Here is a 26,600-nt window from a genome sequence, read left to right on the forward strand (position 1 = left end):
AGAGATATGTATGAATTCTTCACGACAACCAATCTGGGCATCGCGCTTTTGATCATTGGTCAGGGTTTGCTGATCGTGGTCCCACTTCTGGTGGCGCTGGCCTTTCTGCTCTATTTTGACCGCAAGGTCTGGGCAGCTGTTCAAATGCGCAAAGGTCCCAACGTGGTGGGTGCCTTCGGGGTGCTGCAATCCTTTGCGGACTTCCTGAAATATGTGCTGAAGGAAATCGTGGTGCCCGCAGGGGCCGACCGTTTTGTCTTCTTCCTTGCCCCGATGATGAGCTTTGTGCTTGCCATGGTGGCCTGGGCGGTGATCCCGTTCAACGACGGCTGGGTGCTGGCGGATGTGAATGTGGCGATCCTGTTTGTCTTCGCGGTCTCCTCGCTTGAGGTTTACGGCGTGATCATGGGCGGCTGGGCGTCGAACTCGAAATACCCGTTCTTGGGCTCGCTGCGCTCGGCGGCACAGATGATTTCTTACGAAGTCTCAATCGGTCTGATCATTATCGGTGTGATCATCACCACCGGGTCGATGAACTTTGGTGACATCGTGCGCGCGCAGGACGGTGCTGGCCTCTTCAGCTGGTACTGGCTGCCGCATTTCCCGATGGTGTTCCTGTTCCTGATCTCGGCGCTCGCGGAAACCAACCGCCCGCCGTTCGACCTGCCAGAGGCGGAATCGGAGCTGGTGGCTGGCTATCAGGTGGAATATTCCTCGACCCCGTTCCTTCTGTTCATGATCGGTGAATATGTAGCCATCGTGCTGATGTGTACGCTGATTTCGATCCTGTTCTTCGGTGGCTGGCTGTCGCCGGTTGAGGCACTGCCGGACGGGTTCTTCTGGCTGGCGATCAAGATCTTCTTCTTCTTCTTCGTCTTCTCGATGGTGAAGGCCATCACGCCGCGCTACCGCTATGACCAGCTGATGCGCATTGGTTGGAAAGTATTCCTGCCACTGTCGCTGGCCTGGGTTGTTCTGGTCGCATTCTTCGCCCAATACGGGGCATTCTGGGGCACGTATGCCCGCTGGGCAGTGGGGGGCTGATAGATGGCTTTTGATTACGCACGCGCAACAAAATACTTCCTGCTGGCGGATTTTGTGAAAGGGTTTCAGCTTGGCCTGAAATACTTCTTCGCACCGAAGGCAACGCTGAACTATCCGCATGAGAAGGGACCCCTGTCGCCCCGTTTCCGCGGTGAACACGCGCTGCGCCGCTATCCCAACGGGGAAGAGCGTTGCATTGCCTGTAAACTCTGCGAAGCGATTTGCCCGGCGCAGGCGATCACCATCGACGCGGAACCGCGCGAAGATGGCTCGCGCCGCACCACGCGCTATGACCTCGACATGACCAAATGCATCTATTGCGGTTTCTGCCAGGAAGCCTGCCCGGTGGATGCAATTGTTGAGGGGCCGAATTTCGAATTTGCCACCGAAACCCGCGAAGAGCTGTTTTACGACAAGGAAAAACTGCTGGAGAACGGCGAACGTTGGGAAGCCGAGATCGCGCGCAATATCGAGCTGGACGCGCCGTATCGCTAAAGGGTGAGAAAGAACATGAACGACTTTTCCAAGAAATACGCCGAGATGCTGGAGCAGGGCACGCATATGCTGCGCGCCTTCAATCCGGCGTTGGAGAAGTTCGTGCCCGAAGGTCTTGATAAGCTGATGCCCACCATGCCGAAAGACATGATGGACCTGATGTTTGGCAATGCTTTCAACAAAGATGGTCTGGACACCAAGACGCGGATGCTGGTTGCACTCGCCGGTCTGGTGGCCGCGGGGGCGCAAGCTGGCCCGCAGATCAAAATCACCGTGCGCCACGCTCTTGAAGCGGGGGCATCCGAAAAAGAGATCGCGGAAGTGATCTATCAAATGTCCATGTTGGGCGGCCTGCCGGCGATGAACCGGGCGCTGGAAGAAGCGCAAGCTGTCTTTGACGAAAACGAGGAGGGGGACGCATGAGCGTTGCCGACTACGCTTTTTACCTCTTTGCCCTGACCACGGTCACGGGTGGATTTTTCACTGTTATGGCACGCAACCCCGTGCATTCGGTCCTTTGGCTGATCACCGCCTTTGTGGGCGCAACCGGTCTGTTTGTTCTGCTGGGGGCCGAGTTCGTGGCGATGCTCCTGATGATCGTCTATGTGGGCGCCGTCGCAGTGCTGTTCCTCTTCGTGGTAATGATGCTGGATGTGGATTTCGCCGAGTTGAAGGCCGAGATCGCCCAATCGCTGCCCTTGGCGCTTTTGATCGGTGTGATCTTGCTGATGGAACTGGGCACGATCTTCGGCACCTGGCATTTCGCTGACGGGGCTGAGGCTGCACGCCAGTCGATCACCCCTGCGATTGCAGAGATCCACAACACCGAGGCGCTGGGTCTGGTGCTTTACACCGACTACATCCTCCTCTTCCAACTGGCGGGGCTGATCCTGCTGGTCGCCATGATCGGAGCGATTGTGCTGACGCTGCGCCACCGCCCCCATGTGAAACGCCAAAACGTGATGGCACAGATGCACCGCGACCCGGCCAAGGCGATGGAAATCATCGACGTGAAACCGGGCCAGGGGTTGTAAGTGGGCTGACATCATGATCCGGACAGAAACATACGAAAAGAAGCGGGCCGCGATCTGCGTGGTCCAAGAAGGGAACAGGACATAATGGTAGGACTTGAGCATTATTTGGGCGTCGCGGCGGCTTTGTTCGTCATCGGCATTTTCGGGCTGTTCCTGAACCGCAAGAACGTGATCATCCTGCTGATGAGCATCGAATTGATGCTTTTGGCGGTGAACATCAACCTTGTGGCCTTCTCCAGCTATCTGGGGGATCTGACCGGTCAGGTCTTTACCCTCTTCGTGCTGACGGTTGCCGCGGCCGAGGCCGCAATTGGCCTGGCCATCCTCGTCAGCTTCTTCCGTAACCGCGGCTCGATTGCCGTGGAAGATGTCAACGTGATGAAAGGCTGAGGCAATGGCAGCTACGATCGTTCTTTTTGCGCCGCTCATCGGCGCGCTGATTGCGGGCTTCGGCCATCGCGTGATCGGGGACAAGGGCGCGCAGGTTCTGACCACCGCGCTTCTGTTCCTTTCGGCGGCCCTGTCCTGGTCGATTTTCTTCGGGCTGGGGTCTGAGACTCAAACCATTCATCTGCTGGACTGGGTGTCGTCGGGTTCGCTTAGCGTGGACTGGTCGATCCGTCTGGATCGTCTGACCGCGATCATGCTGATCGTCGTCACCTCGGTGTCGTCGCTGGTGCATCTCTATTCGATGGGCTACATGGCGCATGACGATCACTTTGGTGATGCCAGCTATCGTCCGCGCTTCTTTGCCTACCTGTCCTTCTTTACCTTCACCATGCTGATGCTGGTCACCTCTGACAACCTGCTGCAGATGTTCTTTGGCTGGGAAGGCGTGGGTGTGGCCTCTTACCTGCTGATCGGGTTCTACTACAAAAAGCCCTCCGCAAACGCTGCGGCCATCAAGGCTTTCGTGGTGAACCGCGTGGGGGATTTCGGCTTCGCTCTGGGGATCTTCGGACTGTTCTACCTGACGGACAGCATCCGTTTTGACGATGTGTTTGCCGCGGCACCCCAGCTGGCCGAAACGCAGATCCATTTCCTCTGGACCGAGTGGAACGCGGCCAACCTGCTGGCCTTCCTGCTGTTCGTCGGTGCAATGGGCAAATCGGCTCAGCTAATCCTGCACACCTGGTTGCCGGATGCGATGGAAGGCCCGACCCCGGTGTCGGCTCTGATCCACGCCGCGACCATGGTGACCGCGGGTGTGTTCCTGGTCTGCCGCATGTCGCCTTTGATGGAATACGCCCCGGCGGCCACCGACTTTATCGTTGTGCTGGGCGCCACCACTGCATTCTTCGCCGCGACCGTGGGTCTTGTGCAAAATGACATCAAACGCGTGATTGCCTATTCGACCTGTTCCCAGCTGGGCTACATGTTCGTGGCCGCAGGTGTTGGCGTCTATTCGGTTGCCATGTTCCACCTGTTCACCCACGCCTTCTTCAAGGCCATGCTGTTCCTTGGGGCCGGTTCGGTGATCCACGGGATGCATCACGAGCAGGACATGCGCAACTATGGCAACCTTCGTAAGAAGATGCCGATGACGTTCTGGGCTATGATGATCGGGACGCTGGCCATCACGGGTGTTGGCATTCCGCTGACCACCATCGGCTTTGCGGGCTTCCTGTCGAAAGATGCCGTGATTGAAAGCGCCTATGCAGGCACCCAGGGGGGCTATGCCTTCTGGATGCTGGTCATCGCCGCGCTCTTCACCAGCTTTTATTCATGGCGCCTGATGTTCCTGACCTTCTATGGCAAGGCGCGTGGCGACAAGCACACCCATGATCATGCCCATGAAAGCCCGATAGTGATGCTGGTTCCGCTTGGGGTTCTGGCCCTTGGCGCGATCTTCTCGGGGATGATCTGGTACGGGTCGTTCTTTGGCGATCATAACAAGGTCAACCAGTTCTTCGGCATCGAAGCCCATGAGACCGCTGATGCGGGGGATCAGGGCGCTGCGGCGACGGATGACAATGCTCCGGCTGCGGACGCGGCTCATGGCGATGATCTTGAGGTGACGGGCATGGCCCCCGGCGCACCTGTGGGTGCGATCTTCATGGCTCCGGACAACCATGTAATGGATGAGGCGCACCAAGTCCCGACCTGGGTCAAGGTGTCGCCCTTCATCGCCATGGTTCTGGGGTTTGTGGTTGCGTTCTGGTTCTATATCGTGAACCCGTCCTTGCCGAAACGCCTGGCCAATACCTTCCCGGCGATTTACCAATTCCTACTGAACAAATGGTATTTCGACGAGCTTTACGACGCGATTTTCGTCAAGCCCGCCTTTGCCATCGGTCGTTTCCTATGGAAACGCGGTGACGGGAATACCATTGACGGCTTCCTGAACGGTGTGGCCATGGGCTTTGTGCCCTGGGTCACCAAACAGGCCGGCCGGGCCCAGTCCGGTTATGTCTTCACCTATGCCTTTGCGATGATCCTCGGCATCGTTGCTCTGGTTTCGCTTATGCTTATCAACGGTGGGTCGCACTAATGAATAACCTGCTTTCCATCATTACCTTCCTGCCGCTGGTTGCGGCGGTCATCCTTGCGCTCTTCCTGCGCGGAGATGACAAGGCGGCTGCGCGCAATGCCAAATGGCTGGCGCTGGCAGCAACCATTGCCACCTTCCTGTTCTCGCTTCTGGTCCTGACCGGGTTTGATGCCGAGAACACGGGGTATCAGTTTGTCGAAGAGGCAAACTGGATCATGGGCCTGAAATACAAGATGGGTGTCGACGGGATTTCGGTCCTGTTTGTCATGCTGACCACGTTCATGATGCCGCTGACCATCTGGGCCAGCTGGGGTGTCGAAAAGCGTGTGAAGGAATACATGATTGCCTTCCTGCTTTTGGAAACCCTGATGCTGGGCGTATTTATGGCGCTGGACCTGGTTCTGTTCTACCTGTTCTTCGAAGCAGGCCTGATCCCGATGTTCCTGATCATTGGTATCTGGGGGGGCGCGAACCGGATCTATGCCGCGTTCAAATTCTTCCTCTACACTTTCATCGGCTCGGTCCTGATGCTGGTTGCCATGGTCTATATGGCGCTGGAAGTGGGCACGGATTTCGAGGTGCTGGCCGGTCACAAGTTTGACAGTGAGACCATCACCTTCATGGGGGTTCACATCGTCGGCGGGATCCAGACCCTGCTGTTCCTGGCCTTCTTCGCCTCTTTCGCGGTGAAAATGCCGATGTGGCCGGTGCATACCTGGTTGCCGGACGCACACGTGCAGGCGCCGACCGCCGGTTCGGTGGTTCTGGCGGCGATCCTTCTGAAAATGGGTGGCTATGGCTTCCTACGGTTCTCATTGCCGATGTTCCCGGTCGGGGCAGACACGATGGCAAGTTTCATCCTGTGGCTTTCGGCTATCGCAATTGTTTACACCTCGCTTGTGGCGATGGTGCAGGAGGATATGAAGAAGCTGATCGCCTATTCGTCTGTTGCCCACATGGGGTATGTGACTGCCGGTATCTTTGCTGCGAACCAGCAAGGTGTGGATGGGGCGATTTTCCAGATGATCAGCCACGGCTTCATCTCGGGCGCACTCTTCCTGTGTGTCGGCGTGATCTATGACCGGATGCATACCCGTGACATCAACGCCTACGGCGGGCTGGTGAACCGGATGCCGTCCTATGCGCTGATCTTCATGTTCTTCACCATGGCCAATGTCGGGCTTCCGGGCACCTCGGGCTTCGTGGGTGAATTCCTGACGCTGGTGGGTATGTTCCAGGCCAACACCTGGGTGGCCCTGGTGGCAACCTCCGGTGTGATCTTCTCGGCAGCTTATGCGCTTTATCTTTACCGTCGGGTGGTCTTTGGCGACCTGATCAAGGAAAGCCTGAAGGCGATCACCGACATGGACAAACGGGAAAAGATGATCTTTGCCCCGCTGGTTGCCATGACCCTGATCCTGGGTGTCTATCCGTCGCTGGTGACCGATATCATCGGACCGTCGGTTGAGGCGCTTCTCAACAACTACCACGCTGCACTCCCGGTCGATACGGCCGAGGTGATGCAAGCGGCAACCTCGCACTAAAGGGGGCGGATTATGAGCTCTGTCGACATTCAAACGGTTCTTCCCGAGATCCTGCTGTCGGTCTATGCCATGGCCGCCCTTCTGGGCGCGGTCTATACCGGCAAAGATACGATGGCCAAACTGCTGACCTGGGTCACCGCTGGCGTCATGGTTGTCCTCGCGGTGATCATTGCAGGCGGTGAGGGGGCCAGTTCGGCCTTCAACGGCATGTTCATTGACGATGCCTATGCACGGTTTGGCAAAGTTGCGATCCTGCTTGCCGCGGCGGCTGTTTTGGTGGTGGGCGAAGCGACCATGTCGCGCCGTGGACTGCTGAAATTCGAATACCCCATTCTGGTTGCCCTCTCGACCGTCGGCATGATGATAATGGTATCGGCCGGCAACCTCATGTCGCTTTACATGGGGCTGGAACTGCAATCGCTTGCCCTGTATGTCGTGGCTTCGCTGAACCGTGACAGCGCCAAATCGACCGAAGCCGGTATGAAGTATTTCGTGCTGGGCGCCCTGTCGTCGGGCCTGCTGCTTTACGGTTCCTCGCTGGCTTATGGCTATGCTGGCACCACTGATTTTGCGGGCATCATCACCGCCGCCAATGACGGTCGGGTGGGGCTTGGGCTGCTGGTGGGCCTCGTGTTCATCGCAACCGGCCTTGCGTTCAAAGTCTCGGCTGTTCCGTTCCATATGTGGACCCCGGATGTTTACGAAGGGGCGCCGACACCTGTCACCGCCTTCTTTGCAACCGCACCGAAATTCGCCGCCATGGGCCTGTTTGCCCGCGTGATGTTCGACGCGTTCGGGTCAGCGATTGGCGATTGGCAGCAGATCATTGCCCTTCTGGCCGTGCTCTCCATGTTCCTCGGTGCCTTTGCCGCAATCGGGCAGCGCAATATCAAGCGCCTGATGGCCTATTCGTCGATCGCTCATATGGGGTTTGCCCTGCTGGGGCTGGCCTCGGGGAGCGAGTACGGGGTGCAGATGATGCTGCAATATATGGCCGTTTACGTGGCCATGAATGTCGGCACCTTCGCCTTCATCATGTCGATGGAGCGGGACGGTCAGCCGGTCACTGACATTGCGGCGCTGCACCAGTTCGCATCGGTCGATAAAGCCAAGGCGCTGGCCATGCTGATCCTGATGTTCAGCCTTGCAGGTGTGCCGCCGATGCTCGGCTTCTTTGCCAAGCTGGGTGTGCTGATTGCTGCGGTGAATGCAGGCATGACCTGGCTTGCCGTGGCTGCGGTGATCGCCTCTGTTATTGGTGCCTTCTATTACCTGCGGATCGTCTACTTCATGTATTTTGGCGATGAAAACGAAGGTGTGGAAGTGAATATGTCGCCTGCCGCCTGGACGGCCCTGATGGCCTCTGCTGTGATCGTGCTGGTGGGTTTTGTGAACTTCTTCGGCATCGAAGGGGCGGCACAGGCTGCCGCGGCGGCTCTTGTCAAATAAGTGGCCCGATGGCTTTGGTCGACGGGTTCTGACCTCTGTCGATAGCACAAATGAAGAGGCCCGGCGCATTGCGCCGGGTCTTCTTGGTCCGACATGGATCCTTGCACTTGAACAGACCAAAGGCCGGGGCCGCCGTGGGCGGGTCTGGGTGGCGCCAAAGGGGCATTTTGCCGCTACGCTGGTGATGTGCCCAAAAGAGCCCCCCAATCTGGTGGCGCTGCGCAGTTTCGTGGCCTCGCTTGCGCTTTATGATGCGTTTGCACAGGCCACTGGGCGCACCTCCGGGTTGACGCTCAAATGGCCCAATGACGTGCTGCTGAATGGCGGCAAGGTGGCCGGGATCCTGCTGGAAAGCGGTGGCTATGGCACCGGGCAGGCTCATCTGGCCATCGGGATCGGTGTCAACCTGATCGACGCGCCGGGCAGTGCGATGGTCGAACCCGGCGCCGTTGCACCGGTCAGCCTTGCGGGGGAAACCGGTGTTCAACTTGATCCAGAGGCGTTCTTGGATCTGCTGGCACCCTCCTATGCCCATTACGAAACCCAGTTCAGCACCTACGGTTTTGAACCGATCCGCGAAGCCTGGCTGGCGCGGGCGGCCAAATTGGGTGAGGTGATCACCGCGCGCACCATGCAGCATGAATATCAGGGGCGATTTGACACGGTGGACGGAGAGGGCAACCTTGTTCTATCTACCGCGACAGGGCGCGAGGTGATCCCCGCAGCCGAGATTTTCTTTTGAGGGGGACAGAACATGCTTCTGGCCATTGATACCGGCAACACGAATACGGTGTTCTCGATTTGGGACGGCGAACAGTTTCTGTGCACGCTCAGGACCTCGACCCATCATTCGCGCACGGCGGATGCCTATTTCACCTGGTTTTCCACGCTGATGAGCCATTACGGCATCAAACCGGACATCACCGGGGTGGTGATCAGCTCAACCGTGCCGCGGGTTGTGTGGAATCTGCGTGTCTTTGCGGACCGTTTTTTCGGTTGTCGCCCGCTTGTGGTGGGCAAATCCGATTGCCTGCTTCCGATCCCGCCTCGGGTGGACGAAGGCGCGGTGCCAGGCCCGGATCGGCTCGCAAATGCCGTGGCTGCGTTTGACCGTCATGGTGGCAACTGCATGGTGGTGGATTTTGGCACCGCCACCAATATTGACGTGGTGGCCGAGGATGGGGCCTATATTGGCGGGGTGATTGCGCCGGGGGTGAACCTGTCACTTGAGGCCCTGCACCAGGGGGCGGCGGCACTTCCCCATGTGGATGTAACCCAGCCTGACAAGGTGATCGGCACCAATACGGTTGGCTGCATTCAGTCCGGGATCTTCTGGGGCTATGTGGGGCTCGTGCAGGGGCTGATTGGCCGGGTGAAAGTGGAATATGGTAAACCCATGAAGGTGATCGGCACCGGCGGGCTGTCATCCCTCTTTGCCCAAGGGGCTGAGCTTTACGACTTTATCGAACATGACCTGACCTTGCACGGTTTGGTTAAAATCTATGATTACAACAAGGAACAGGGCAATATATGACCAGTGATCGTCTGATCTATCTCCCGCTCGGAGGCGCCGGCGAGATCGGCATGAATGCCTATGTCTATGGCTATGGCAAACCCGGCAAGGAACGTCTGATTCTCGTCGATCTGGGGGTGACTTTCCCGGATATGGACAGCACACCGGGGGTGAACCTGATCATGCCGGATGTGAGCTGGCTTGAGGCCAATGCCGACCGGCTGGATGCGATTTTCATCACCCATGCCCATGAGGACCATGTAGGCGCGGTTGGGCGGCTCTATTCAAAACTCAAGGCGCCCATCCATGCCCGCCCCTTCACCCGTCACCACGCACAGCGCAAGCTGGAAGAAGCGGGGCAGGTGCCAGAGGTGGTGATTGCGGCGGGTGTCTATCCGCAGGTGATCGAGGCAGGGCCGTTCAAAGTGTCGTTCCTGCCGCTTTCGCACTCGATCCCGGAAAGCTCGGGCCTGGTGATTGATACGCCTGCTGGTCGTGTCGTGCATACGGGGGATTTCAAACTGGATCCGACCCCGGTGCTGGGGGATCCGTTTGACGAAGAGCTGTGGCGCGAAGTTGCAAAGCCCGGCGTCAAGGCGCTTGTGTGTGACTCCACCAATGTGTTTTCGCACCACGAAGGCCGGACCGAAGCCTCGGTCGGGGCGCCGTTGCGTGACCTTGTCAAAGATGCACCGCATATGGTTGTGGCCACGACTTTCGCCTCAAATGTCGCGCGTGTGAAACAGCTGGCCGAAGCGGGGGAGGCCGCAGGTCGCTCGGTCTGCCTGCTTGGTCGTGCCATGCGCCGGATGATCCAGGCCGGGGTCGAAACCGGTGTGCTTGGCGATTTCCCGAAAACCGTGACCGCCGAGGATGCCCGCGATATTCCGCGTGAAAACCTGATGTTGATTGTCACTGGCAGTCAGGGCGAGCGCCGTGCGGCCTCGGCCCAGCTTTCACGGGGCAAATATCTGGGCATGTCGCTGAAGGAAGGGGACATGTTCCTGTTCTCGTCCAAGACCATTCCGGGCAATGAACGCGGCGTGGGTCGGATCATGAACGCCTTTTCGGAAATGGCAGTGGACGTGATCGCCGAAAGCGATCTCTATCACGTCTCGGGCCATGCCAACCGTCCGGACCTGCTGCGCACCCATGAGATTTTTGACCCGCAGATGGTGATCCCGATGCATGGCGAGCACCGTCATCTGCGCGAACATGCCAAGCTGGCGCAGGAAAATGGGCGTACTGCCGTGGTTGTCGTGAATGGCGCCGTTTGTGACCTGACCGGCGACGCGCCCCATGTGGTGGAACATGTCGAAGCAGATCGGATCTATCTGGATGGAGACATCCTGATCGGTGCGCTGGACGGGGTCGTCCGTGATCGGATCCGGCTTGCGCTGAATGGCCATGTGATCGTGAATGTGATTGTCGAGAATGATGAACCGCTGGGGGAACCCTGGGTCGAGATCATGGGCCTGCCCGAGCAGGGCCATTCCCGCGCGCCACTGGTGGATGTTCTGGAAGAAGACCTTGGCCAGTTCCTGATGCGGGCCGGGGACAAGACCCTGCGCGATGATGACAAGCTGGGTGAAGAGCTCAAACGCATTGCCCGCAAAACCACCAATGATGAAATCGGCCGCAAGCCTGAGGTTACCGTGGTGGTCAGTCGCCTCGAAGGATAAGGCACGACATCAGAACGAAAAAAGGCGAGCCACCAGGCTCGCCTTTTTTGTTTTATTCAGAGGGTTTTACCCTTCACGCCGCTCATCAAAGCTCTTGGCGATGAAATCAGGGGTGTGATCCCCCATTCCCATGATCCTGCCATTGTCACGTCGGCTGGAATTGCTGCGTCCGCGCGAAGAGCTGCGGCTGTCACTCTGGTAACGCTCGCTTTGCTTGGGGGCAGGAGCCGACGGGGCGGTCGAGGCCGGGCTGTCTTTGCTGCTGCGGGCTGAACTGCTGGCCGAAGGTTTTGACGATTTGCTTTCGCTTTTCGACGGGCTGTCCGTTTTCTCATCCGTGGCCTTACGTGAGCGCGATTTGCGCTCCTCGGGCGGCAGCGGGCTCTCCACCCGCGGAATTGCCTTTTCGATCAGACGTTCCACCGCATCGAGGTTCTTCTCGTCACGGGGTTCGCAGATCATGATTGCCTTGCCGCTGCGCCCGGCGCGTCCGGTGCGCCCAATCCGGTGGACATAGTCCTCAGCATGGCCCGGCACGTCGTAATTGAACACATGGCTGACATTCGGAATGTCCAGTCCGCGTGCCGCCACATCAGAGGCACAGAGGAAATTCAATGTGCCAGCGCGGAACCCGTCCAGAACTTCCATCCGTTTGGATTGTTCCAGATCCCCATGGATCGGAGCGGCATTGTAGCCGTATTTCTTCAGCGACTTCGCGCAGATATCCACATCGGTCTTGCGATTGCAGAAGATGATCGCATTGGTGCAGCTTTCGCCTTCCCGGTCGATCAGCGCCCGCAGCAACGTGCGTTTCTGAGAGGCGGCGCGATCCTTCCGGGTCGCCTTGAACATGCACAGTTCCTGCGTGATTGTTTCCGATGTGGTGGCCTGGCGGGCCACTTCGATCCGCTCGGGGTTTGACAGGAACGTATTGGTGATCCGCTCAATTTCAGGCGCCATTGTGGCCGAGAAGAACAGGGTCTGGCGGGTGAATGGGGTGAGGCCGAAGATGCGTTCGATATCGGGGATGAACCCCATGTCGAGCATCCGGTCGGCTTCGTCCACCACCATGATCTGCACGCCAGTGAGCAGCAGTTTGCCGCGTTCGAAATGGTCAAGCAGGCGGCCGGGCGTGGCAATCAGCACATCAACACCCCGGTCGATCAGGGCATCTTGTTCCTTGAAACTGACGCCGCCGATCAAGAGCGCCTTGGTCAGCTTCACGTTCTTGGCGTAAATGTCAAAGTTCTCCGCCACCTGGGCTGCCAGTTCTCGCGTGGGGCAAAGCACCAGCGAACGGGGCATTCTCGCCCGCGCCCGGCCACGCGCAAGGGCGGTGATCATGGGCAGGGTGAACGAGGCGGTTTTGCCGGTGCCTGTCTGGGCAATGCCCAGCACATCGCGCCCTTCAAGAGCGGGGGGAATCGCGCCGGCCTGAATAGGGGTCGGGGTTTCATACCCAGCTTCATCAATGGCTTTCAAAACCTTGGGGCTGAGTTTCAGATCAGAAAATTTGGTCATATATGTCCATATTTCACGGACACTTCTGGCCCGTGCATCTAGGAAAGGAGGCCCGGATGGCCGTGACGCGTCTGGTATTTTTCAGCGCGCCCTCTCGGATGAGGAAGGGGTAAAGAAAAATCCGTCCATGGTCAACGCGTTCCCCAGAAATATGGACGATTCCCGCAATATCTTGCGATTGTTGCTACATTTCTAAGCCAAATGGCCGCTTTCATGTCGTTCCGGGCATAGCCCCGGGCGAGGATCTGCAGGCTAAAGCGTTTCGAGATTAACTTGAGACACAAGTTGATTTCGAAATGCCCGCAACTTGATTTTCCTGCTATTGGAGATAAACTACGGGCTTCGAGCCGGTCCGCTGCAGCGAATCTTCTGATGATCTCTCCTCGTCATCCGCGACCACGCGATTTTATCACAGGTTCCACGTCGTGTGGGTCACAAAATACCGCTACAAGGTTTTGCAGGGTCCGATGCGGGAACGCATCCGGGACATCATCGGCCAGACTTGTGAGGAGATGGGTGTTCACATCGTGCGCGGTGTGCTGGCGCGCGATCATGTCCATATGTTCCTGTCGATCCCGCCGAAACTTTCGCTGTCCGACGTCATGCAGCGCATCAAGGGCCGCTCGTCGCGCCGTATCCGGATGGAGTTTCCCGAGCCGCGCAAATGCTACTGGGCAGGCGGTTTTGGGCGCGTGGGTATTTTCGACGACATCGGGAAATGTGACCGACGATATCATACTTCAGTATCTGGAATTACATTCCAAACGGAATGCTACCAGCGTCAGGCGGTAGTGGTTCACTCAAAGTGACCAGCCGCAGGCCTTCATTACGGGGGAAAGAGCTGCTTCAAGTCCTGAAATGTTAAACACTGCGGTAACTGGGCTTTCGTTGTATGGCGTTGTTTGCGCGACAAATGAATCGCTTTTCACCATTTTTTTCAATCTCGGTATTGGGGAGCCGGGGGTGAATGTGGCTTTGGAATCGGTCGACAATCCCCATTTCTCAGTCTCGCTTTTAGCATCGCCAATTCGCGTGAGAACGTATTTCACTTCGTTATTATAGTTCCCGTCATTTCCAAGATAGTCGTTCCAAACAATATACATTTCAGTTTTGTTGGATTGACAGCGAATGACTAGCCCAACCTTGTTTCCCCACCTGTTTTGCCCGGTTTCTGCCTCCAGTGCCAGGACAACAGTTTTGCTGTCATCAATCGGATTGATCTTCTCTCGTATATCCCACTTACCAGTGTTCCCTTCGACACCAGTGACTTCGGCGGTCTGCGGTCCATTAAGATTAAGTGCTTCGGCAAGATCGTCGTAGCATTGCAGCCGCTCCAAACTCCCACGCTGAGCTGCGCAAGCTGCGATCTCGCTTTCTGCAGAGTTTTTTGAAAGCGCGGGATGAGACACAAGCAACATCACGCTGGCGAGTAAAACCTGCTTCACGGGAAATCTCCGGCATTAGAATCTATCATTGATAGAATTCAATGCCGGAAAGAAGGGGTCAAGCTTAAACCATCATTTCCTTGGTCGCGGTCAGTTTCACACCGTCGAAATCACGTTCAACACGGTCGATATCCCATTGGAGACGTGTCAGAAACACGGGATCTCCATCATGATCATGCGCGATATGTTGCTTGTTGGTGTTGATCAGTCGCTCCACCACATCCTTCGCCCCAGACACCCAGCGGGCCGAGGTGAATTGCGATGGTTCAAAGCGCACCGGCAGCCCGTATTCCATCTCGATCCGCGAGGCGAGCACTTCGAATTGCAGCGCCCCCACAACACCCACGATAAAGCCCGAACCGATATGCGGTTTGAACACCTTGGCTGCGCCCTCTTCGGCGAATTGCATCAGGGCTTTTTCAAGGTGCTTGGCCTTCATCGGATCACCCGCGCGCACGCCTTGCAAAAGTTCCGGCGCAAAGCTTGGGATGCCGGTGGCGCGCAGCATTTCCCCCTCGGTCAGCGTATCGCCAATGCGCAGCTGTCCGTGGTTGGGAATGCCGATGATATCCCCCGCCCAGGCCTCTTCCGCCAGCTCACGGTCCGAGGCCAGAAACAGCACGGGGTTCGAAATGGCCATCGGCTTTTTCGACCGCACATGGGTAAGCTTCATACCCCGTTTGAAATGCCCCGAGGCGAGCCGTACAAAGGCCACACGGTCACGGTGTTTCGGGTCCATATTGGCCTGCACTTTGAAGACAAAGCCCGCGACTTTTTTTTCATCGGGGCAAATCTGGCGCGGTTCGGCCTGTTGCGGCTGCGGCTCGGGGCCGAAATCGGCAATGCCGTTCATCAGTTCCTGCACGCCGAAAGAGTTGATCGCGGAGCCAAACCAAATCGGCGTCATATGCCCTTCCAGAACCGATTGCGGATCCAGCGCGGGCAAAAGCTCCTTCGCCATCTCCACTTCTTCAAGGAACTGTTCCAAAAGATGTGCTGGCACATGTTCTGCGAGCTTCGGGTCGTCCAGCCCTGAGATCTGGATCGTTTCCGCCACCACGTTTCGGTCGGCCCGGTCCATCAGTTCCAGCCGGTCATTCAGCAGATCGTAACAGCCCATGAAGTCACGACCCATGCCGATCGGCCAGGAGGCAGGGGTGACGTCGATCGCCAGCATTTCCTGAATTTCGTCGATGATCTCAAACGTGTCGCGGCTTTCGCGGTCCATCTTGTTACAGAAGGTCAGGATCGGCAGGTCCCGCAGGCGGCAGACCTCAAACAGTTTCTGGGTCTGGCTTTCCACACCTTTCGCGCCGTCGATAACCATTACGGCCGCATCCACCGCGGTCAGCGTGCGATAGGTATCTTCCGAGAAATCCGAGTGACCGGGCGTGTCCACCAGATTGAAACGGAAGTTTCTGAAATCAAAGGACATTGCCGAGGCCGAGACCGAGATGCCCCGGTCTTTTTCCATCTGCATGAAGTCCGAGCGCGTGCGCCGCGCTTCCCCCTTGGCGCGCACCTGCCCAGCCATCTGAATAGCGCCACCATAAAGGAGGAACTTTTCCGTCAGCGTGGTTTTGCCCGCATCCGGGTGCGAAATGATCGCAAAGGTCCGGCGGCGCGCAATTTCGGGCGGCAATTCGGGGCGGTTTGTGTGCGTATCCAACATGATATCGCTATAGCCGTGCAAGGTCACGGGTGCAATGGGGCGCGCGATCTGTCATGGTGGGTGTCATGATCGGATTTGCCCAAACGGCAGGGGAAACCGGATCCCGTCAAAGCCTGCGGGGACCTGCGCCCTTGACCGCTCGTAATGTGCCAAGTGCGTTGTCAGGCTTTGCGCATTGCACCAGTGCATCCTTACCCAGCTCTCGGGCATGGGTTCTCTGGGCGTGAGGGGCAAGACCCTCGGGCAGGGCCGGGCTGTTGATCTGGTCGACAAACAGGCTTTCGGCGGGGATCCCTTCGGCATAGATGATTTCGTGCTTGTCGAAGAGCAGTTGGAAATAATCGACAAAGCCGCCTTCGCTGCGGGTCACATCCGGGCCGCCCACCAGATCACGCGCGCGCACCAGCACCTCTTTCTGTCCCGCTTTCAGGGCGTCAACGCGTTGGTAGATGAACAATCGGTGGCTCGGGCTGAGGGTCAGCTCTGCTTCGTTGTTCAACGCCCCTGCCGCGATGGTGATCGGTGCAAAGGCCCCGGTGGCGCGCACCGTCTGCTGACCGATCCAGCGAATGGGTTGCGGGCCACTGTCACGGGTAAGGACCCGGTCACCGGGGGTGAGGGTTTCGATCGGTGCCTGCCGCCCGTCCGCCAGCGTGATCTGCGTGCCACGGGTGAACGAAACAGAAGCCGTCTGTGCCAGTCGGGCGCGGGGATTTTCGGTGTTGATCGTCACCAGCGTATATTGAACCCCGGAGCGCATTGGTGTCAGCGGGTAGAGATAAATGGCGGCGATGCGGGTCCTGTCCGGCGTGGTTTCGACCAGAACAATCGCCTCCAGGGTCTCTCCATGGGGGGGCATGAAGGTCAGCACGCAGTCCAGAAATACGGGCGTCCCCGGCGTGCCGACTTCTGATCCTTCAGCGATACACAACGGCCCGTCATGATCAGGAATGGTCATGGACAGAAGCGAGGTGCGCGGGGTGATCAGCGCATAGTCATCTTCCAAAAGCAGCTCTGACGCATCGCCCAGGGCGTCCCCTTCATTCACCCCCTGCACGACACGAAAATCGCCTGCGTCATGCACGGGGAGTGTCAATGACGGCAAGTCTGCGTGTTCGGGGGCGGCAAAGCTGGACATGTTTCAACCTGAAATAAATTTTGTAAGTCCCTGTCGCGGTTGCGTTGTGGCGGTTGGGTCGGTCTGAAACTCTAGAATGAATGCAGGGGGGGGTCAATTCAGTCCGGGCCCGGAATTGGGGCAAATTGGTCAACAAACTGTAAACACTCTGGCCACGTCCTCTCTTTCCCAGATCGAACCGGAGTGTTAGGGCTGGGGCAAATAGGGAGAATTGATATGGATCTGGGAATTTCTGGCAAGAAAGCCCTCGTATGTGCCTCCTCCAAGGGATTGGGGTTCGGGTGCGCGCAGGCTCTGGCGCGCGAAGGCGTTGATGTAGTGATGAATGCGCGCTCATCCGAGGTGCTGGAAGCGGCCGCTGAGGCGCTGCGTGTCGAGACCGGTGTGACGATCACTACGGTTGCTGCTGATGTCACCACCGAAGAGGGGCGGGGGGCCGTTCTGGAGGCCGCGGGTGCGGTCGATATTCTCGTCACCAATGCGGGGGGGCCACCGCCGGGGATGTGGCAGGATTGGGGGCGGGAGGATTTTATCGCCGCCATTGACGCCAATATGCTCACCCCCGTTGCCCTGATGCAGGCGCTGGTTCCGGGCATGATGGAGCGGGGCTGGGGCCGGGTGGTGAACATCACATCGCAATCGGTGAAGGCGCCGATCCCGGTGCTGGGTCTGTCCAATACCGCGCGCACCGGGTTGACCGGTTTTGTTGCGGGCACCGCCAGGCAGGTGGCTGCAAACGGGGTGACGATCAACAATCTGCTCCCCGGCATTCATGATACCGACCGGGCGGTGGCGCTGGACGGTGGCGTCGTGGCCCAGCAGGGGATCACGATGGAGGAAGCCCGCACCGCGCGTATGGCCACGATCCCCGCCAACCGCTATGGAACGGTTGAGGAATTTGGCGCGACCTGTGCCTTTCTCTGTTCTCAGTACGCTGGTTTCATCGTGGGGCAAAATGTGCTGCTGGATGGCGGCGGTGTGAATGCCACGATCTGACCCGAAAAGACTGCGCAACAGGAGAGAATTGTCATGAAGATGAACAGCCTTGCACGGGGCGCGCTGGAGGTCAGCACACTCTGCCTCGGGTCAATGACATGGGGCAGCACCAATACAGAAGCAGAGGGGCATGACCAGATTGACATGTTCCTCGATCATGGTGGCAACTTCATTGATACAGCCGAAATGTATCCGGTGAACCCGATCCGGGCCGAAAATTGCGGCAAATCCGAGAGGGTGATCGGGTCCTGGCTGGCGCGGTCGAAGCTGCGTGAGCAGGTGGTGATTGCCACCAAAGTGTCCGGGGTGAACGGGGGCTTTATCCGCGAAGGGCGCGGATTTGACGGCGCGATCATTCCCGGCGCAATTGATGACAGCCTACGCAAGCTGGGCACGGATTATATCGACATCTACCAGTTGCACTGGCCGGACCGGGGCAGCTATGCATTTCGCCAGAACTGGACCTATGATCCCACCGGACAGGACCCGGTTGCAACCGAGGCGCATATGCGCGAGGTGCTTGTGGCGATGACGGCGGCGGTCAAGGCCGGCAAGGTGCGCCATTTCGCCCTGTCGAATGAAAGCGCCTGGGGCACAATGCAATGGCTACGACTGGCGCGTGAGATGGGGGCGCCCGAGGTGGTGTCGATCCAGAACGAATACAGCCTGATGTATCGTCAGGCCGACACGGACCTTGCGGAACTGTGCCACAATGAAGACGTGCGGATCCTGTCCTATTCCCCCCTCGCCACCGGGCTGTTGACCGGGAAATACCAGCATGGCGCCATCCCGGAAGGGTCGCGTATGCAGGTCTATCCGGAACTGGGCGGGCGCAAGACCGCGCGCGCGTTCGAAGCGGTGGAGGCCTATCAGGCGGTGGCCAAAAAGCACGGGCTTGACGTGGTGCAGATGGCGCTGGCTTTTGTCATGTCACGCCCCTTCATCGGCTCCACCATCTTTGGCGCGTCGAATACGGATCAGCTGTCGCGCATCCTGGCGGGCAAGGATCTGGTGCTGTCGGAGGAGGTGATGGCAGATATTGATCTGGCCCACCGGGCGCATCCGTTCCCGTTTTAATTCACGCTTCGCATGTGGCTGGGTCCGAGGCCTCCGGCGGGGATATTTTTAACAAGAAAAAGTCATCTGCGCTCTCGCAGGTGACTTACGCTTTGGCCATGGGCCGATTTGAAGGCGCGTGCAAAACTGGCGGGTGATCCGAACCCGGTCCGCAACGCAATCTCATTTACCGGCAGCGCCGTGTCGGTTGCCAGCCTGCGCGCTTCATCCAGGCGTAGGGTCAGGAAGTATGCACCGGGAGAGGTGCCAAGGGCAGATTTGAAACGGGTTTCCAAACTGCGGGGGCTGAGCCCAAGTTGACGTGCTAGCGCCCGTATCGGCAGAGGATCCTCCAGATGCTCCTCCATCAAACGGATCGCCTGCGCCACTTTCGGGGCCCGCGCGCTGAGACGGGCAGGGGAGGTGACGCTTTGCGGGCGGGTATCTGAGGAGGCGGGTTCGTAGATCAACGCCCCTGCAACCCGCATGGCCAGGGCATCCCCGTGCCGGATGCGGATCAGGTGAAGCATCAGGTCAAGGGCTGCCCCGGCCCCGCCAGTTGTCAGGCGATCTCCGTCCACCACAAACCTGTCTTTTGCGACATCAATTTCGGGGAACTGCACCGTGAATTTTTCCAGATCTTCCCAGTGAGTTGTGGCGCGATAGCTGTCAAGCAAACCGGCGCGCGCCAGAATCCATGGCCCGCCATCCACCCCACCCAATGCCATTCCTTTGCGGGCGAGCCCACGCAGGGTGCGGCTGAGATGCGGGGTGGCTTGCTGCTCAAGCTCAAACCCGGCGATCACAAAGAGCGCATCCATCTCGATCTCTTGCGACAGCGGGGCACCGGGGACCGCGAGGCCGGATGTCAGTGTGGCGGCCTGTCCGTCGACCGTAAACCAATCCCATTGGAAAAGCTCTCGTCCGGCGCGCCTGTTGGCTGCGCGCAGGGGATCAACAACGGCGGCCAGGGATAAGGTGTTCGCGGCATTGAGAATGAGCAGGCCGATGCGAAGGGGCGCGGTCGCAGGCTGGAATATTTTTGCGCTTTTCATCATGTTTTCATCGTTAAGTGTAAACTCGCTCCGGTCAAGCATCGCAATATGAAGGAAATGAACAGGGAGGCCCAAATGCCGCTTCAAATGAATCGCGAAGTTTTCATCACCGCTGCTGTGACCGGATCAGGTGGCACGCAGGACCGCAGCCCGCATGTTCCGCGCAGCCCTGCGCAGATTGCGGCTTCTGCAATTGATGCGGCAAAGGCCGGGGCGGCGATTGTGCATTGCCATGTGCGCGACCCGGACACGGGCGCCCCGTCGCGCGACCTCGCGCTTTACCGCGAAGTGACCGACCGCATTCGTGACGCCGAGGTGGATGTGGTTCTGAACCTGACCGCCGGGATGGGGGGCGACATCGTGTTCGGCAACCCCGAAAGCCCTTTTCCAGTCAATCCCGAGGCCACCGACATGATCGGCGCCACCGAACGTATGGCCCATGTTGCCGAATGCCTGCCCGAGATCTGCACGCTCGATTGTGGCACAATGAATTTTGCCGAGGCCGATTACGTGATGACCAACACGCCCGGCATGTTGGAAGCCATGGGGCGGATGATGACCGAACTGGGGGTGAAACCTGAGATCGAAGCCTTTGATACCGGTCACCTTTGGCACGCGAAAACTCTTGTAGAGAAAGGGGTTCTGGACAGCCCGGCACTGGTGCAGCTGTGCATGGGGGTGCCGTGGGGTGCCCCCAATGACATGAACACCTTCCTCGCAATGGTCAACAATGTGCCTGCCGACTGGACCTGGTCGGCCTTCTCGCTGGGGCGCGATCAGATGGCCTATGCGGCGGCGGCCACGCTGGCCGGGGGCAATGTGCGCGTTGGTCTTGAAGATAACCTCTGGCTGGAAAAAGGTGTGCTGGCCACCAATGCCCAACTGGTCGATCGCGCCGCCACCATCATCACCAACATGGGGGCCCGCGTCATCGGCCCTGAAGAGGTGCGCAAAAAGCTGGGGCTTGTGAAACGTCCCCCGGTTGCCGCATGAAGAAGCTGAACCGCCGGGTGGTCCGGGGGGATAGGCTATGACGAGGATATAATGGCGGGGACGGTTGGACGGCTTCTTTTTTCTGTGTTGGCGTTGGTTGGACTGTCGGCCTGTCTGGACAGTGGCGCGGGTGGGGTGGAATTTCACCGCAACACCAAAACCAAGATCAGTTCGACAACCCGGTTTGATGCAGAGCGTTTTGCCGGGAAATGGCAGTTCCGTGGAGAGTTCGTCTACCCTGACGAGGTGATGGAAAACGGTGTGGTCGAATTTCGCGTTCATGCGGGGGAGGTCAGCCAGATCGCGCTTTACAACGCGCGAGGCCGGGTAAGTGACATTTATGATGTGGACCAGCCCCAAGCGGGGCGGTTCATGCTGGGCGAAAAGCCTTATCAGACTGAATATTGGGTGCTGTGGGTCGACGAAGGGTATCGCACCGCCGCAATCGGCACCCCGTCGGGCAGTTTTGGCTGGATCCTTGATCGTGCCCGGTCCGGAGGGGAGGATCGGGTCAAGGCTGCCCGAGAAGTTTTTGATTTTAACGGCTACAATCTGGCGCGGCTCAAAATGAACTGATCCGGCCAGCAGGGAGAGAACATGACCAAAACAGCAGCGATCATTGGCGGGGGCGTGATAGGTGGCGGATGGGCCGCACGGTTCCTTTTGATGGGATGGGATGTGCGGGTGTTTGACCCCGATCCCGAGGCCGAGCGCAAGATTGGTGAGGTGTTGGACAATGCCCGCCGCGCGCTGCCGGGCCTGTCTGATGTGATGATGCCCGATGAAGGGACGCTCAGCTTTCACGAGCATTTGGCAGATGCGGTGGATGGCGCGATTTGGGTTCAGGAAAGTGTGCCAGAGCGGCTTGAGTTGAAACAGAAGGTTTATGGCGGGTTGATGGATGCGATCGGTGAGGACACCATCGTAGGGTCGTCGACATCGGGTTTCAAGCCGTCGGAACTGCAAGAGGGGCTTGCGCGCGCGGGGCAGGTTCTGGTCGCCCATCCGTTCAATCCGGTTTACCTTTTGCCGGTGGTGGAACTGGTGCCGACGGATGCGAACCCTCCTGAAGTCCGGGAACGGGCAATGGGTATCCTGACCGAAATCGGTATGAAACCGGTTGAAATCAAAAAAGAAATCGATGCACATGTGGCGGATCGCCTGCTGGAAGCGGTCTGGCGTGAGGCGCTTTGGCTGGTGTCCGATGGCATTGCGACCACCGAAGAGATCGACGATATCATGCGGTTCGGCTTCGGTCTGCGTTGGGCGCAGATGGGGTTGTTTGAAACCTACCGTGTTGCCGGTGGCGAAGCGGGTATGAAGCATTTCATGGCGCAGTTTGGCCCGGCGCTGAAATGGCCCTGGACCAAGCTGATGGATGTGCCGGAATTCACCGATGAGCTGGTGGACCTGATTGCGGGTCAGTCAGACGCGCAATCCGGCCATATGTCGATCCGCGAATTGGAACGCAGCCGTGACGACAACCTGGTGGCGATGATGCGGGCCCTCAAAGGGCGCGATTGGGGGGCAGGGCGCCTCCTGAACGACGTCGACAAACGTCTGGGACATCCCGAGGTCGACATATCCCGACCGATCACCACACTGGCCACCGCGATCCCCGTGGACTGGCTGGACTATAACGGCCACATGACCGAAAGCCGCTATCTGGATGCCTTTGCGCGTGCCACCGACCGGTTCATGGAAATTATCGGCTGTGATGCGGATTATATCGCCACCGGTGGCAGCTATTTCACCGCCGAAACCCATATCCGACATCTTGATGAGGCCCATCTGGGGCAACGCATCCGTGTGGAAACCCGGTGCCTCTATGGCAAAGGCAAAAAGATGCACCTGTTCCACAGCATGTATGAAGGTGAGCGCCTGCTTGCGACCGGGGAACATGTGCTCCTGCATGTCAGCCTTGACACCCGCCGTCCTGCCCCCCCAGCAGACCATATCGAAGCGCGGATGGTGGAAATCGCGATGGCCCATGCCAAGCTGCCCGCACCGGACGGGGTGGGGCGGTCCATCAAGGTAGGCTAGCTTTTTAAAGGCACCCATGGCAGATGGGGATCATGCAAGCCTGGATCCCCATCACCATTGCCGCAGCTTTCAGTCAGAATTTGCGCTTCATGCTGCAAAAGCGGCTGAAAGACACAAAGCTCTCGACCAAGGGGGCCACCTTTGCCCGCTTCGTCTATTCGGCGCCTTTGGTGGCGGGGCTGGAAGCGGTTTTCCAATAGGGCCGCGGGTCTGGGTCTGCTCTCTGGTCTGCTTTTTGCCGTCTCGGCAACCGGTTATCGGGGGGCGTCGTTTTCGCTCGGGATCGAGAATGTGATTGTGCGGGCCGGTTTCACACTCGCCTGCGTGACCGCATATCAATCTGTCATCATGGCCATCTGGATGCGCTTTTCCGACCCGGGAGAGATCTCTTGCGTGCTGCACGCCTGGCGCGTTGGGGCGCTGGTGGGGCTCAGCTCAATGATCGGCAGTTTCTGCTGGTTCACTGCCTTTACCCTGCAAAATGCCGCGCTTGTGAAATCGCTGGGGCAGGTGGAACTCCTGTTCAGCTATGCCACCACAATTTTTGTCTTCCGTGAAACCGTCACCAGACGAGAGATCACCGGCACGGCGCTGATCCTCCTGTCCGTGCTGGTGTTGGTGCTGTTTCTCTGATTTTTCTTGCCACAAATACCTCGGGGGAGGCGCAGCCGGGGGCAGCGCCCCCTTGCCGAGCGCCGCGAGGCTATGAATTAATAGTCCCGAGCGTAGCGAGATCAACAAACGCATTGCGCCCACTGCACCTCATCCCTGCGCGGAGAATGGCCCCACTCCACCCAGACGCTCAAACAGGCTTTCTTCATCGGTGTTGTTGAAAAAAGGCACCTGTTCCGGCGCTCCGAGATTGGGAAGGTTCCCGGCAATCTCAGCCAGAACGACCTCCGTGATGAAAGGAAGGTCAAAGCGGCGCACCTTGTCCATCGGGATCCATTGCAGATGGCTCAGCTCATCTGAAGCGCGGGAAAAATCATCCGGATCCGTTTTCAGTTTCGACGCGTCTGCCACGAAAAACCTTGCATCAAATCGGCGCGGTCGTCCCTTGGGGGTGATCGCCCGGAACGCAAAGGCCAACCCATCGGCAGAGGGAACATACCCGGCCTCGGAAAAGCTCTTCCAGTCTGCGGGCACATCGCCGGGCCATGTCCCCGGTGCGCCAAGGATCTGACCGGTCTCTTCCCAAAGCTCACGAATGGCCGCCACCAGCAGGGCCTGGGCCAGGTTAGGGTCCGCATCCTCTCCCAGCCGGGTCAGACAGGGTTCCGCCCCCCCTTGAGCAAGAGGCACCGCGCCGTCAGCGGTATCCACGGCGCCGCCGGGAAAAACAAACTTGTTTGGCATGAAGGCCGCTTTTGCCCCGCGTTGCCCCATCAGAACCTGGGGGGCCGTTTCCGCGTCGCGGATCAGGATCACCGTTGCGGCGTTGCGAATGATCTTGGATTTGTCCATGTCAGGCCCCTTATCGTCACTGCCCTAACCCATGGTCAATTCAGCCAAAGGGTCAAGCGTAACCCTGCGTAGCTTCTCTGGTTGGTTGCCCATGCGCGGCCGCCATATCGGTCAGGCACATTCTGGTGCGTGTAAAAAATGCGACGGAAACCCCGGGACCACACGTTTGATGCATATGACGCCGGACAGAAAGGCTCCGGCAGGGACAGGCCAACAACGTGGGTCGGACAAGACGGCCCGGGATAAAACAACCACTGGAGTATGACATGAAACGTGCAACAAAAATTGCGGCAATTGCCCTCCTGGCAGGATCGGCTGTGACCCTGACTTCGCTTGCGGCCAGCGCCCATGGCGGGAAAGCTGGTTTTGCTGGCAAGATGGGGGGAATGCGATCGGTTCTGCAGATGGAGTTTGCTGATCTCGACCTGGACAAAAATGGCCAGATCACCGTGGATGACCTGAAAGCTCAGGCTGAGGCACGCTTTGCGACGGCGGACCAAAACGGTGACGGGCAGTTGGATCTGGATGAAATCAAAGCGCAGGCTGAAGCCCGTATGGCTAGCCGTATGGTGGATGGCAATGCCATGCGACAGGGCGGCCGGAACGGGCAGGACGGGCGAGGGTGGATGCCTAGCCCGGAGCAGCGCATGGCTTGGTTTGCCGAAAAGATGATCAACCGGCAGGATGCCGATAAAAGCGGCACGCTCTCTGCTGCAGAAATGATGCCCGATCAGGCCCGGCTGGAGCGGATGATCGACCGGTTTGATACTGATGATGACAACGCCCTTTCCGCCGCCGAATTTGACCAGGGCCAGAAAGAAATCTGGACCCGGACGAAGGGTCGGAAAAACCACGGGGGAAAATGGGAAAAGCATGGCAAAGGACGTAGTGGCAATTAACAAGGTCTGGAATGGTCGCGCCCCGTATGGGGCGTGATCCCCGTGAAACCGTTGTTTTGGATCTGGGACCGGGTTAGTCACACAATATGAATATGGCGCTTGACGCATATACTGACGGTTCGGATGAGGTCCTGTTGATCCTTTATGGCAACGGCGACCCCACGGCTGCGCAGGTCCTGACCGCACGCCTTGGCCCCCGGGTGATGGGCTATGCCGCGCGCCTGTTGGGGGGGGACCGGGCCGAGGCCGAGGATGTCACGCAAGAGGCCATGCTCCGGCTGTGGAAACAGGCCCCCAACTGGCGCCAAGGCGAAGCGAAAGTCACGACCTGGCTTTACAGGGTGGTGTCCAATCTTTGCACGGACCGGCTGCGCAAGCGGCGTTCGGTTGATATTGACGCCATCGAAGAACCTGCTGACGACATGCCCAGTGCGGTTGAAAGCATGATGGAGCAGGACCGGGCAAATGCTTTGCAGGCCGCCCTTATGGCCCTGCCGGAACGGCAACGTATCGCGGTGTCCCTGCGGCATCTCGAAGGGGCGTCCAACCCCGAGATTGCCGAAATATTGGAAATCAGCGTCGAAGCGGTGGAAAGTCTGACCGCTCGGGGCAAACGGGCGTTGGCGGCCGCATTGGCCGGGCGACGCGAGGAGTTGGGATATGGCGAAGATGGATAAAGACCCCGTTGATGATCTCGAATTGGAGACGTTCTTTCAGGCTGGCCGTGCGGCGACAATCGCGCCGTCTGACAGGTTGATGGTCGCGATCTTGCAGGATGCACAGACCCATCAGCCCTCCTCCCCCCTCCTTACCCCGACATCACGATCGAAGTCCTTCTGGCAGGAGCTGCTTTCACAGATCGGGGGCTGGCCTGCCCTTGCCGGTATGGCAACCGCAACGGTGGCTGGGCTTTGGATCGGGTTTGCAGCCCCCAATGAGCTTGAAATGCTTTCCGGTGGGCTGGTGCTGGCAGGAGATTACACAGCAGCCGAAATTCTTTACGCCCCCGAAGACCTTAGCCCGAGCTATTTCTCCGAAGACCTGATGCTGGCAGAGGAAGGATGAG

27 protein-coding genes and 1 pseudogene are annotated in these 26,600 nt (G+C 58.5%); 22 read left to right on the forward strand and 6 right to left on the reverse strand.

What is annotated here, in order from left to right:
- Nucleotides 1-6: 6 nt before the first annotated feature.
- The 11 genes from nuoH (at nucleotide 7) to AKJ29_RS13290 (ending at nucleotide 11,252) form a co-directional block, all read left to right on the forward strand.
- Entirely contained in the window at nucleotides 7-1,044 is a 1,038-nt protein-coding gene (gene nuoH / locus AKJ29_RS13240; protein ID WP_055191582.1) for an NADH-quinone oxidoreductase subunit NuoH, read from the forward strand.
- A gap of 3 nt (nucleotides 1,045-1,047) precedes the next feature.
- Nucleotides 1,048-1,539: an NADH-quinone oxidoreductase subunit NuoI gene (nuoI, locus tag AKJ29_RS13245; RefSeq protein WP_055191584.1), complete on the forward strand. Its 492-nt coding sequence runs from the start codon at nucleotides 1,048-1,050 to the stop codon at nucleotides 1,537-1,539.
- Nucleotides 1,540-1,554: 15 nt separating this feature from the next.
- On the forward strand, nucleotides 1,555-1,962 hold the full coding sequence (locus tag AKJ29_RS13250; protein WP_055191586.1) for a carboxymuconolactone decarboxylase family protein: 408 nt from the start codon (nucleotides 1,555-1,557) through the stop codon (nucleotides 1,960-1,962).
- Nucleotides 1,959-2,573, forward strand: coding sequence for an NADH-quinone oxidoreductase subunit J (locus tag AKJ29_RS13255; RefSeq protein WP_055191589.1), 615 nt, complete (start codon nucleotides 1,959-1,961; stop codon nucleotides 2,571-2,573). Before AKJ29_RS13250 ends, AKJ29_RS13255 begins: the two co-directional genes overlap by 4 nt.
- Before the next feature lie 84 nt (nucleotides 2,574-2,657).
- Nucleotides 2,658-2,963: an NADH-quinone oxidoreductase subunit NuoK gene (gene nuoK, locus AKJ29_RS13260; protein ID WP_055191590.1), complete on the forward strand. Its 306-nt coding sequence runs from the start codon at nucleotides 2,658-2,660 to the stop codon at nucleotides 2,961-2,963.
- 4 nt (nucleotides 2,964-2,967) lie between these two features.
- Nucleotides 2,968-5,064 (forward strand): NADH-quinone oxidoreductase subunit L, encoded by a 2,097-nt coding sequence (gene nuoL, locus AKJ29_RS13265; RefSeq protein ID WP_055191592.1) that lies wholly within the window; start codon nucleotides 2,968-2,970, stop codon nucleotides 5,062-5,064.
- On the forward strand, nucleotides 5,064-6,608 hold the full coding sequence (locus AKJ29_RS13270; RefSeq protein ID WP_055191594.1) for an NADH-quinone oxidoreductase subunit M: 1,545 nt from the start codon (nucleotides 5,064-5,066) through the stop codon (nucleotides 6,606-6,608). Before nuoL ends, AKJ29_RS13270 begins: the two co-directional genes overlap by 1 nt.
- A 12-nt stretch (nucleotides 6,609-6,620) precedes the next feature.
- On the forward strand, nucleotides 6,621-8,057 hold the full coding sequence (gene nuoN / locus AKJ29_RS13275; protein WP_055191596.1) for an NADH-quinone oxidoreductase subunit NuoN: 1,437 nt from the start codon (nucleotides 6,621-6,623) through the stop codon (nucleotides 8,055-8,057).
- On the forward strand, nucleotides 8,047-8,799 hold the full coding sequence (locus tag AKJ29_RS13280; protein ID WP_055191598.1) for a biotin--[acetyl-CoA-carboxylase] ligase: 753 nt from the start codon (nucleotides 8,047-8,049) through the stop codon (nucleotides 8,797-8,799). Before nuoN ends, AKJ29_RS13280 begins: the two co-directional genes overlap by 11 nt.
- A gap of 12 nt (nucleotides 8,800-8,811) precedes the next feature.
- Nucleotides 8,812-9,591 carry a type III pantothenate kinase gene (locus AKJ29_RS13285; protein ID WP_055191600.1) on the forward strand — a complete coding sequence of 260 codons (780 nt, stop codon included), beginning with the start codon at nucleotides 8,812-8,814 and terminating at the stop codon, nucleotides 9,589-9,591.
- Nucleotides 9,588-11,252 (forward strand): ribonuclease J, encoded by a 1,665-nt coding sequence (locus tag AKJ29_RS13290; protein ID WP_055191602.1) that lies wholly within the window; start codon nucleotides 9,588-9,590, stop codon nucleotides 11,250-11,252. The genes AKJ29_RS13285 and AKJ29_RS13290 overlap by 4 nt, the downstream gene beginning before the upstream one ends.
- Before the next feature lie 66 nt (nucleotides 11,253-11,318).
- Here AKJ29_RS13290 and AKJ29_RS13295 read toward each other — a convergent pair whose 3' ends face one another.
- Nucleotides 11,319-12,773, reverse strand: coding sequence for a DEAD/DEAH box helicase (locus AKJ29_RS13295; protein WP_055191604.1), 1,455 nt, complete (start codon nucleotides 12,771-12,773; stop codon nucleotides 11,319-11,321).
- 425 nt (nucleotides 12,774-13,198) lie between these two features.
- Between AKJ29_RS13295 and tnpA the strand changes: the two are divergent.
- A pseudogene (tnpA, locus tag AKJ29_RS13300) lies at nucleotides 13,199-13,565 on the forward strand (IS200/IS605 family transposase).
- 8 nt (nucleotides 13,566-13,573) lie between these two features.
- Here the strand turns inward: tnpA and AKJ29_RS13305 are convergent.
- The 3 genes from AKJ29_RS13305 to AKJ29_RS13315 form a co-directional block, all read right to left on the reverse strand.
- A complete protein-coding gene (locus AKJ29_RS13305; RefSeq protein ID WP_055191606.1) occupies nucleotides 13,574-14,218 on the reverse strand; it encodes a type VI secretion system-associated protein TagO in 645 nt (214 codons plus the stop codon).
- A 64-nt stretch (nucleotides 14,219-14,282) separates the two neighbouring features.
- Nucleotides 14,283-15,890 (reverse strand): peptide chain release factor 3, encoded by a 1,608-nt coding sequence (locus AKJ29_RS13310; protein WP_055192457.1) that lies wholly within the window; start codon nucleotides 15,888-15,890, stop codon nucleotides 14,283-14,285.
- A gap of 106 nt (nucleotides 15,891-15,996) precedes the next feature.
- Entirely contained in the window at nucleotides 15,997-17,028 is a 1,032-nt protein-coding gene (locus tag AKJ29_RS13315) for a Hint domain-containing protein (RefSeq protein WP_055191608.1), read from the reverse strand.
- A 216-nt stretch (nucleotides 17,029-17,244) separates the two neighbouring features.
- Here AKJ29_RS13315 and AKJ29_RS13320 point away from each other — a divergent pair, with 216 nt between their 5' ends.
- Together AKJ29_RS13320 and AKJ29_RS13325 are read left to right on the forward strand one after the other, a co-directional pair.
- The gene (locus AKJ29_RS13320) at nucleotides 17,245-18,024 is read left to right on the forward strand and encodes an SDR family oxidoreductase (RefSeq protein WP_055191610.1); all 780 of its coding nucleotides are present in this window, start codon (nucleotides 17,245-17,247) and stop codon (nucleotides 18,022-18,024) included.
- A 33-nt stretch (nucleotides 18,025-18,057) separates the two neighbouring features.
- Nucleotides 18,058-19,101, forward strand: a complete 1,044-nt coding sequence (locus tag AKJ29_RS13325; protein WP_055191612.1) for an aldo/keto reductase — start codon at nucleotides 18,058-18,060, stop codon at nucleotides 19,099-19,101.
- Nucleotides 19,102-19,163: 62 nt separating this feature from the next.
- On the opposite strand, the gene AKJ29_RS13330 is transcribed toward AKJ29_RS13325, so the two are convergent.
- Nucleotides 19,164-20,135, reverse strand: a complete 972-nt coding sequence (locus tag AKJ29_RS13330; protein WP_074963655.1) for a GlxA family transcriptional regulator — start codon at nucleotides 20,133-20,135, stop codon at nucleotides 19,164-19,166.
- Between the two features lie 75 nt (nucleotides 20,136-20,210).
- On the opposite strand from AKJ29_RS13330, the gene AKJ29_RS13335 reads away from it, so the two are divergent.
- From AKJ29_RS13335 to AKJ29_RS18950, 5 genes are read left to right on the forward strand one after another with little or no spacing between them, the layout of a single operon-like run.
- Complete coding sequence (locus tag AKJ29_RS13335; RefSeq protein ID WP_055191614.1) at nucleotides 20,211-21,128, forward strand: 3-dehydrocarnitine:acetyl-CoA trimethylamine transferase BcoG; 918 nt, start codon at nucleotides 20,211-20,213, stop codon at nucleotides 21,126-21,128.
- Nucleotides 21,129-21,179: 51 nt separating this feature from the next.
- Nucleotides 21,180-21,704 carry a lipocalin family protein gene (locus AKJ29_RS13340; protein ID WP_055191616.1) on the forward strand — a complete coding sequence of 175 codons (525 nt, stop codon included), beginning with the start codon at nucleotides 21,180-21,182 and terminating at the stop codon, nucleotides 21,702-21,704.
- Between the two features lie 21 nt (nucleotides 21,705-21,725).
- On the forward strand, nucleotides 21,726-23,171 hold the full coding sequence (locus tag AKJ29_RS13345) for a carnitine 3-dehydrogenase (RefSeq protein WP_055191618.1): 1,446 nt from the start codon (nucleotides 21,726-21,728) through the stop codon (nucleotides 23,169-23,171).
- 32 nt (nucleotides 23,172-23,203) lie between these two features.
- The gene (locus AKJ29_RS20435; RefSeq protein WP_314732204.1) at nucleotides 23,204-23,371 is read left to right on the forward strand and encodes a hypothetical protein; all 168 of its coding nucleotides are present in this window, start codon (nucleotides 23,204-23,206) and stop codon (nucleotides 23,369-23,371) included.
- Nucleotides 23,313-23,804, forward strand: coding sequence for a hypothetical protein (locus AKJ29_RS18950; protein WP_314732205.1), 492 nt, complete (start codon nucleotides 23,313-23,315; stop codon nucleotides 23,802-23,804). Before AKJ29_RS20435 ends, AKJ29_RS18950 begins: the two co-directional genes overlap by 59 nt.
- Nucleotides 23,805-23,933: 129 nt before the next feature.
- On the opposite strand, the gene AKJ29_RS13355 is transcribed toward AKJ29_RS18950, so the two are convergent.
- On the reverse strand, nucleotides 23,934-24,635 hold the full coding sequence (locus AKJ29_RS13355) for an NUDIX hydrolase (RefSeq protein ID WP_055191622.1): 702 nt from the start codon (nucleotides 24,633-24,635) through the stop codon (nucleotides 23,934-23,936).
- A gap of 266 nt (nucleotides 24,636-24,901) precedes the next feature.
- Between AKJ29_RS13355 and AKJ29_RS13360 the strand changes: the two genes are divergently transcribed.
- From AKJ29_RS13360 to AKJ29_RS13370, 3 genes are all read left to right on the forward strand, one after another.
- Complete coding sequence (locus AKJ29_RS13360) at nucleotides 24,902-25,534, forward strand: EF-hand domain-containing protein (protein ID WP_055191624.1); 633 nt, start codon at nucleotides 24,902-24,904, stop codon at nucleotides 25,532-25,534.
- 86 nt (nucleotides 25,535-25,620) lie between these two features.
- The gene (locus AKJ29_RS13365; protein ID WP_055191626.1) at nucleotides 25,621-26,211 is read left to right on the forward strand and encodes an RNA polymerase sigma factor; all 591 of its coding nucleotides are present in this window, start codon (nucleotides 25,621-25,623) and stop codon (nucleotides 26,209-26,211) included.
- The gene (locus AKJ29_RS13370; RefSeq protein WP_055191628.1) at nucleotides 26,195-26,599 is read left to right on the forward strand and encodes a hypothetical protein; all 405 of its coding nucleotides are present in this window, start codon (nucleotides 26,195-26,197) and stop codon (nucleotides 26,597-26,599) included. The genes AKJ29_RS13365 and AKJ29_RS13370 overlap by 17 nt, the downstream gene beginning before the upstream one ends.
- Nucleotide 26,600 lies beyond the last annotated feature (1 nt).

The organism is Aliiroseovarius crassostreae (genome assembly GCF_001307765.1).
GTDB lineage: Bacteria > Pseudomonadota > Alphaproteobacteria > Rhodobacterales > Rhodobacteraceae > Aliiroseovarius > Aliiroseovarius crassostreae.

Coding starts and splice junctions, on each gene's coding strand:
- nuoH (WP_055191582.1), top strand. CDS start 7: ATGTATGAATTCTTCACGACAACCAATCTGGGCATCGCGCTTTTGATC.
- nuoI (WP_055191584.1), top strand. CDS start 1,048: ATGGCTTTTGATTACGCACGCGCAACAAAATACTTCCTGCTGGCGGAT.
- AKJ29_RS13250 (WP_055191586.1), top strand. CDS start 1,555: ATGAACGACTTTTCCAAGAAATACGCCGAGATGCTGGAGCAGGGCACG.
- AKJ29_RS13255 (WP_055191589.1), top strand. CDS start 1,959: ATGAGCGTTGCCGACTACGCTTTTTACCTCTTTGCCCTGACCACGGTC.
- nuoK (WP_055191590.1), top strand. CDS start 2,658: ATGGTAGGACTTGAGCATTATTTGGGCGTCGCGGCGGCTTTGTTCGTC.
- nuoL (WP_055191592.1), top strand. CDS start 2,968: ATGGCAGCTACGATCGTTCTTTTTGCGCCGCTCATCGGCGCGCTGATT.
- AKJ29_RS13270 (WP_055191594.1), top strand. CDS start 5,064: ATGAATAACCTGCTTTCCATCATTACCTTCCTGCCGCTGGTTGCGGCG.
- nuoN (WP_055191596.1), top strand. CDS start 6,621: ATGAGCTCTGTCGACATTCAAACGGTTCTTCCCGAGATCCTGCTGTCG.
- AKJ29_RS13285 (WP_055191600.1), top strand. CDS start 8,812: ATGCTTCTGGCCATTGATACCGGCAACACGAATACGGTGTTCTCGATT.
- AKJ29_RS13290 (WP_055191602.1), top strand. CDS start 9,588: ATGACCAGTGATCGTCTGATCTATCTCCCGCTCGGAGGCGCCGGCGAG.
- AKJ29_RS13295 (WP_055191604.1), bottom strand. CDS start 12,773: ATGACCAAATTTTCTGATCTGAAACTCAGCCCCAAGGTTTTGAAAGCC.
- AKJ29_RS13310 (WP_055192457.1), bottom strand. CDS start 15,890: ATGTTGGATACGCACACAAACCGCCCCGAATTGCCGCCCGAAATTGCG.
- AKJ29_RS13315 (WP_055191608.1), bottom strand. CDS start 17,028: ATGTCCAGCTTTGCCGCCCCCGAACACGCAGACTTGCCGTCATTGACA.
- AKJ29_RS13320 (WP_055191610.1), top strand. CDS start 17,245: ATGGATCTGGGAATTTCTGGCAAGAAAGCCCTCGTATGTGCCTCCTCC.
- AKJ29_RS13325 (WP_055191612.1), top strand. CDS start 18,058: ATGAAGATGAACAGCCTTGCACGGGGCGCGCTGGAGGTCAGCACACTC.
- AKJ29_RS13330 (WP_074963655.1), bottom strand. CDS start 20,135: ATGAAAAGCGCAAAAATATTCCAGCCTGCGACCGCGCCCCTTCGCATC.
- AKJ29_RS13335 (WP_055191614.1), top strand. CDS start 20,211: ATGCCGCTTCAAATGAATCGCGAAGTTTTCATCACCGCTGCTGTGACC.
- AKJ29_RS13340 (WP_055191616.1), top strand. CDS start 21,180: ATGGCGGGGACGGTTGGACGGCTTCTTTTTTCTGTGTTGGCGTTGGTT.
- AKJ29_RS13345 (WP_055191618.1), top strand. CDS start 21,726: ATGACCAAAACAGCAGCGATCATTGGCGGGGGCGTGATAGGTGGCGGA.
- AKJ29_RS20435 (WP_314732204.1), top strand. CDS start 23,204: ATGCAAGCCTGGATCCCCATCACCATTGCCGCAGCTTTCAGTCAGAAT.
- AKJ29_RS13355 (WP_055191622.1), bottom strand. CDS start 24,635: ATGGACAAATCCAAGATCATTCGCAACGCCGCAACGGTGATCCTGATC.
- AKJ29_RS13360 (WP_055191624.1), top strand. CDS start 24,902: ATGAAACGTGCAACAAAAATTGCGGCAATTGCCCTCCTGGCAGGATCG.
- AKJ29_RS13365 (WP_055191626.1), top strand. CDS start 25,621: ATGAATATGGCGCTTGACGCATATACTGACGGTTCGGATGAGGTCCTG.
- AKJ29_RS13370 (WP_055191628.1), top strand. CDS start 26,195: ATGGCGAAGATGGATAAAGACCCCGTTGATGATCTCGAATTGGAGACG.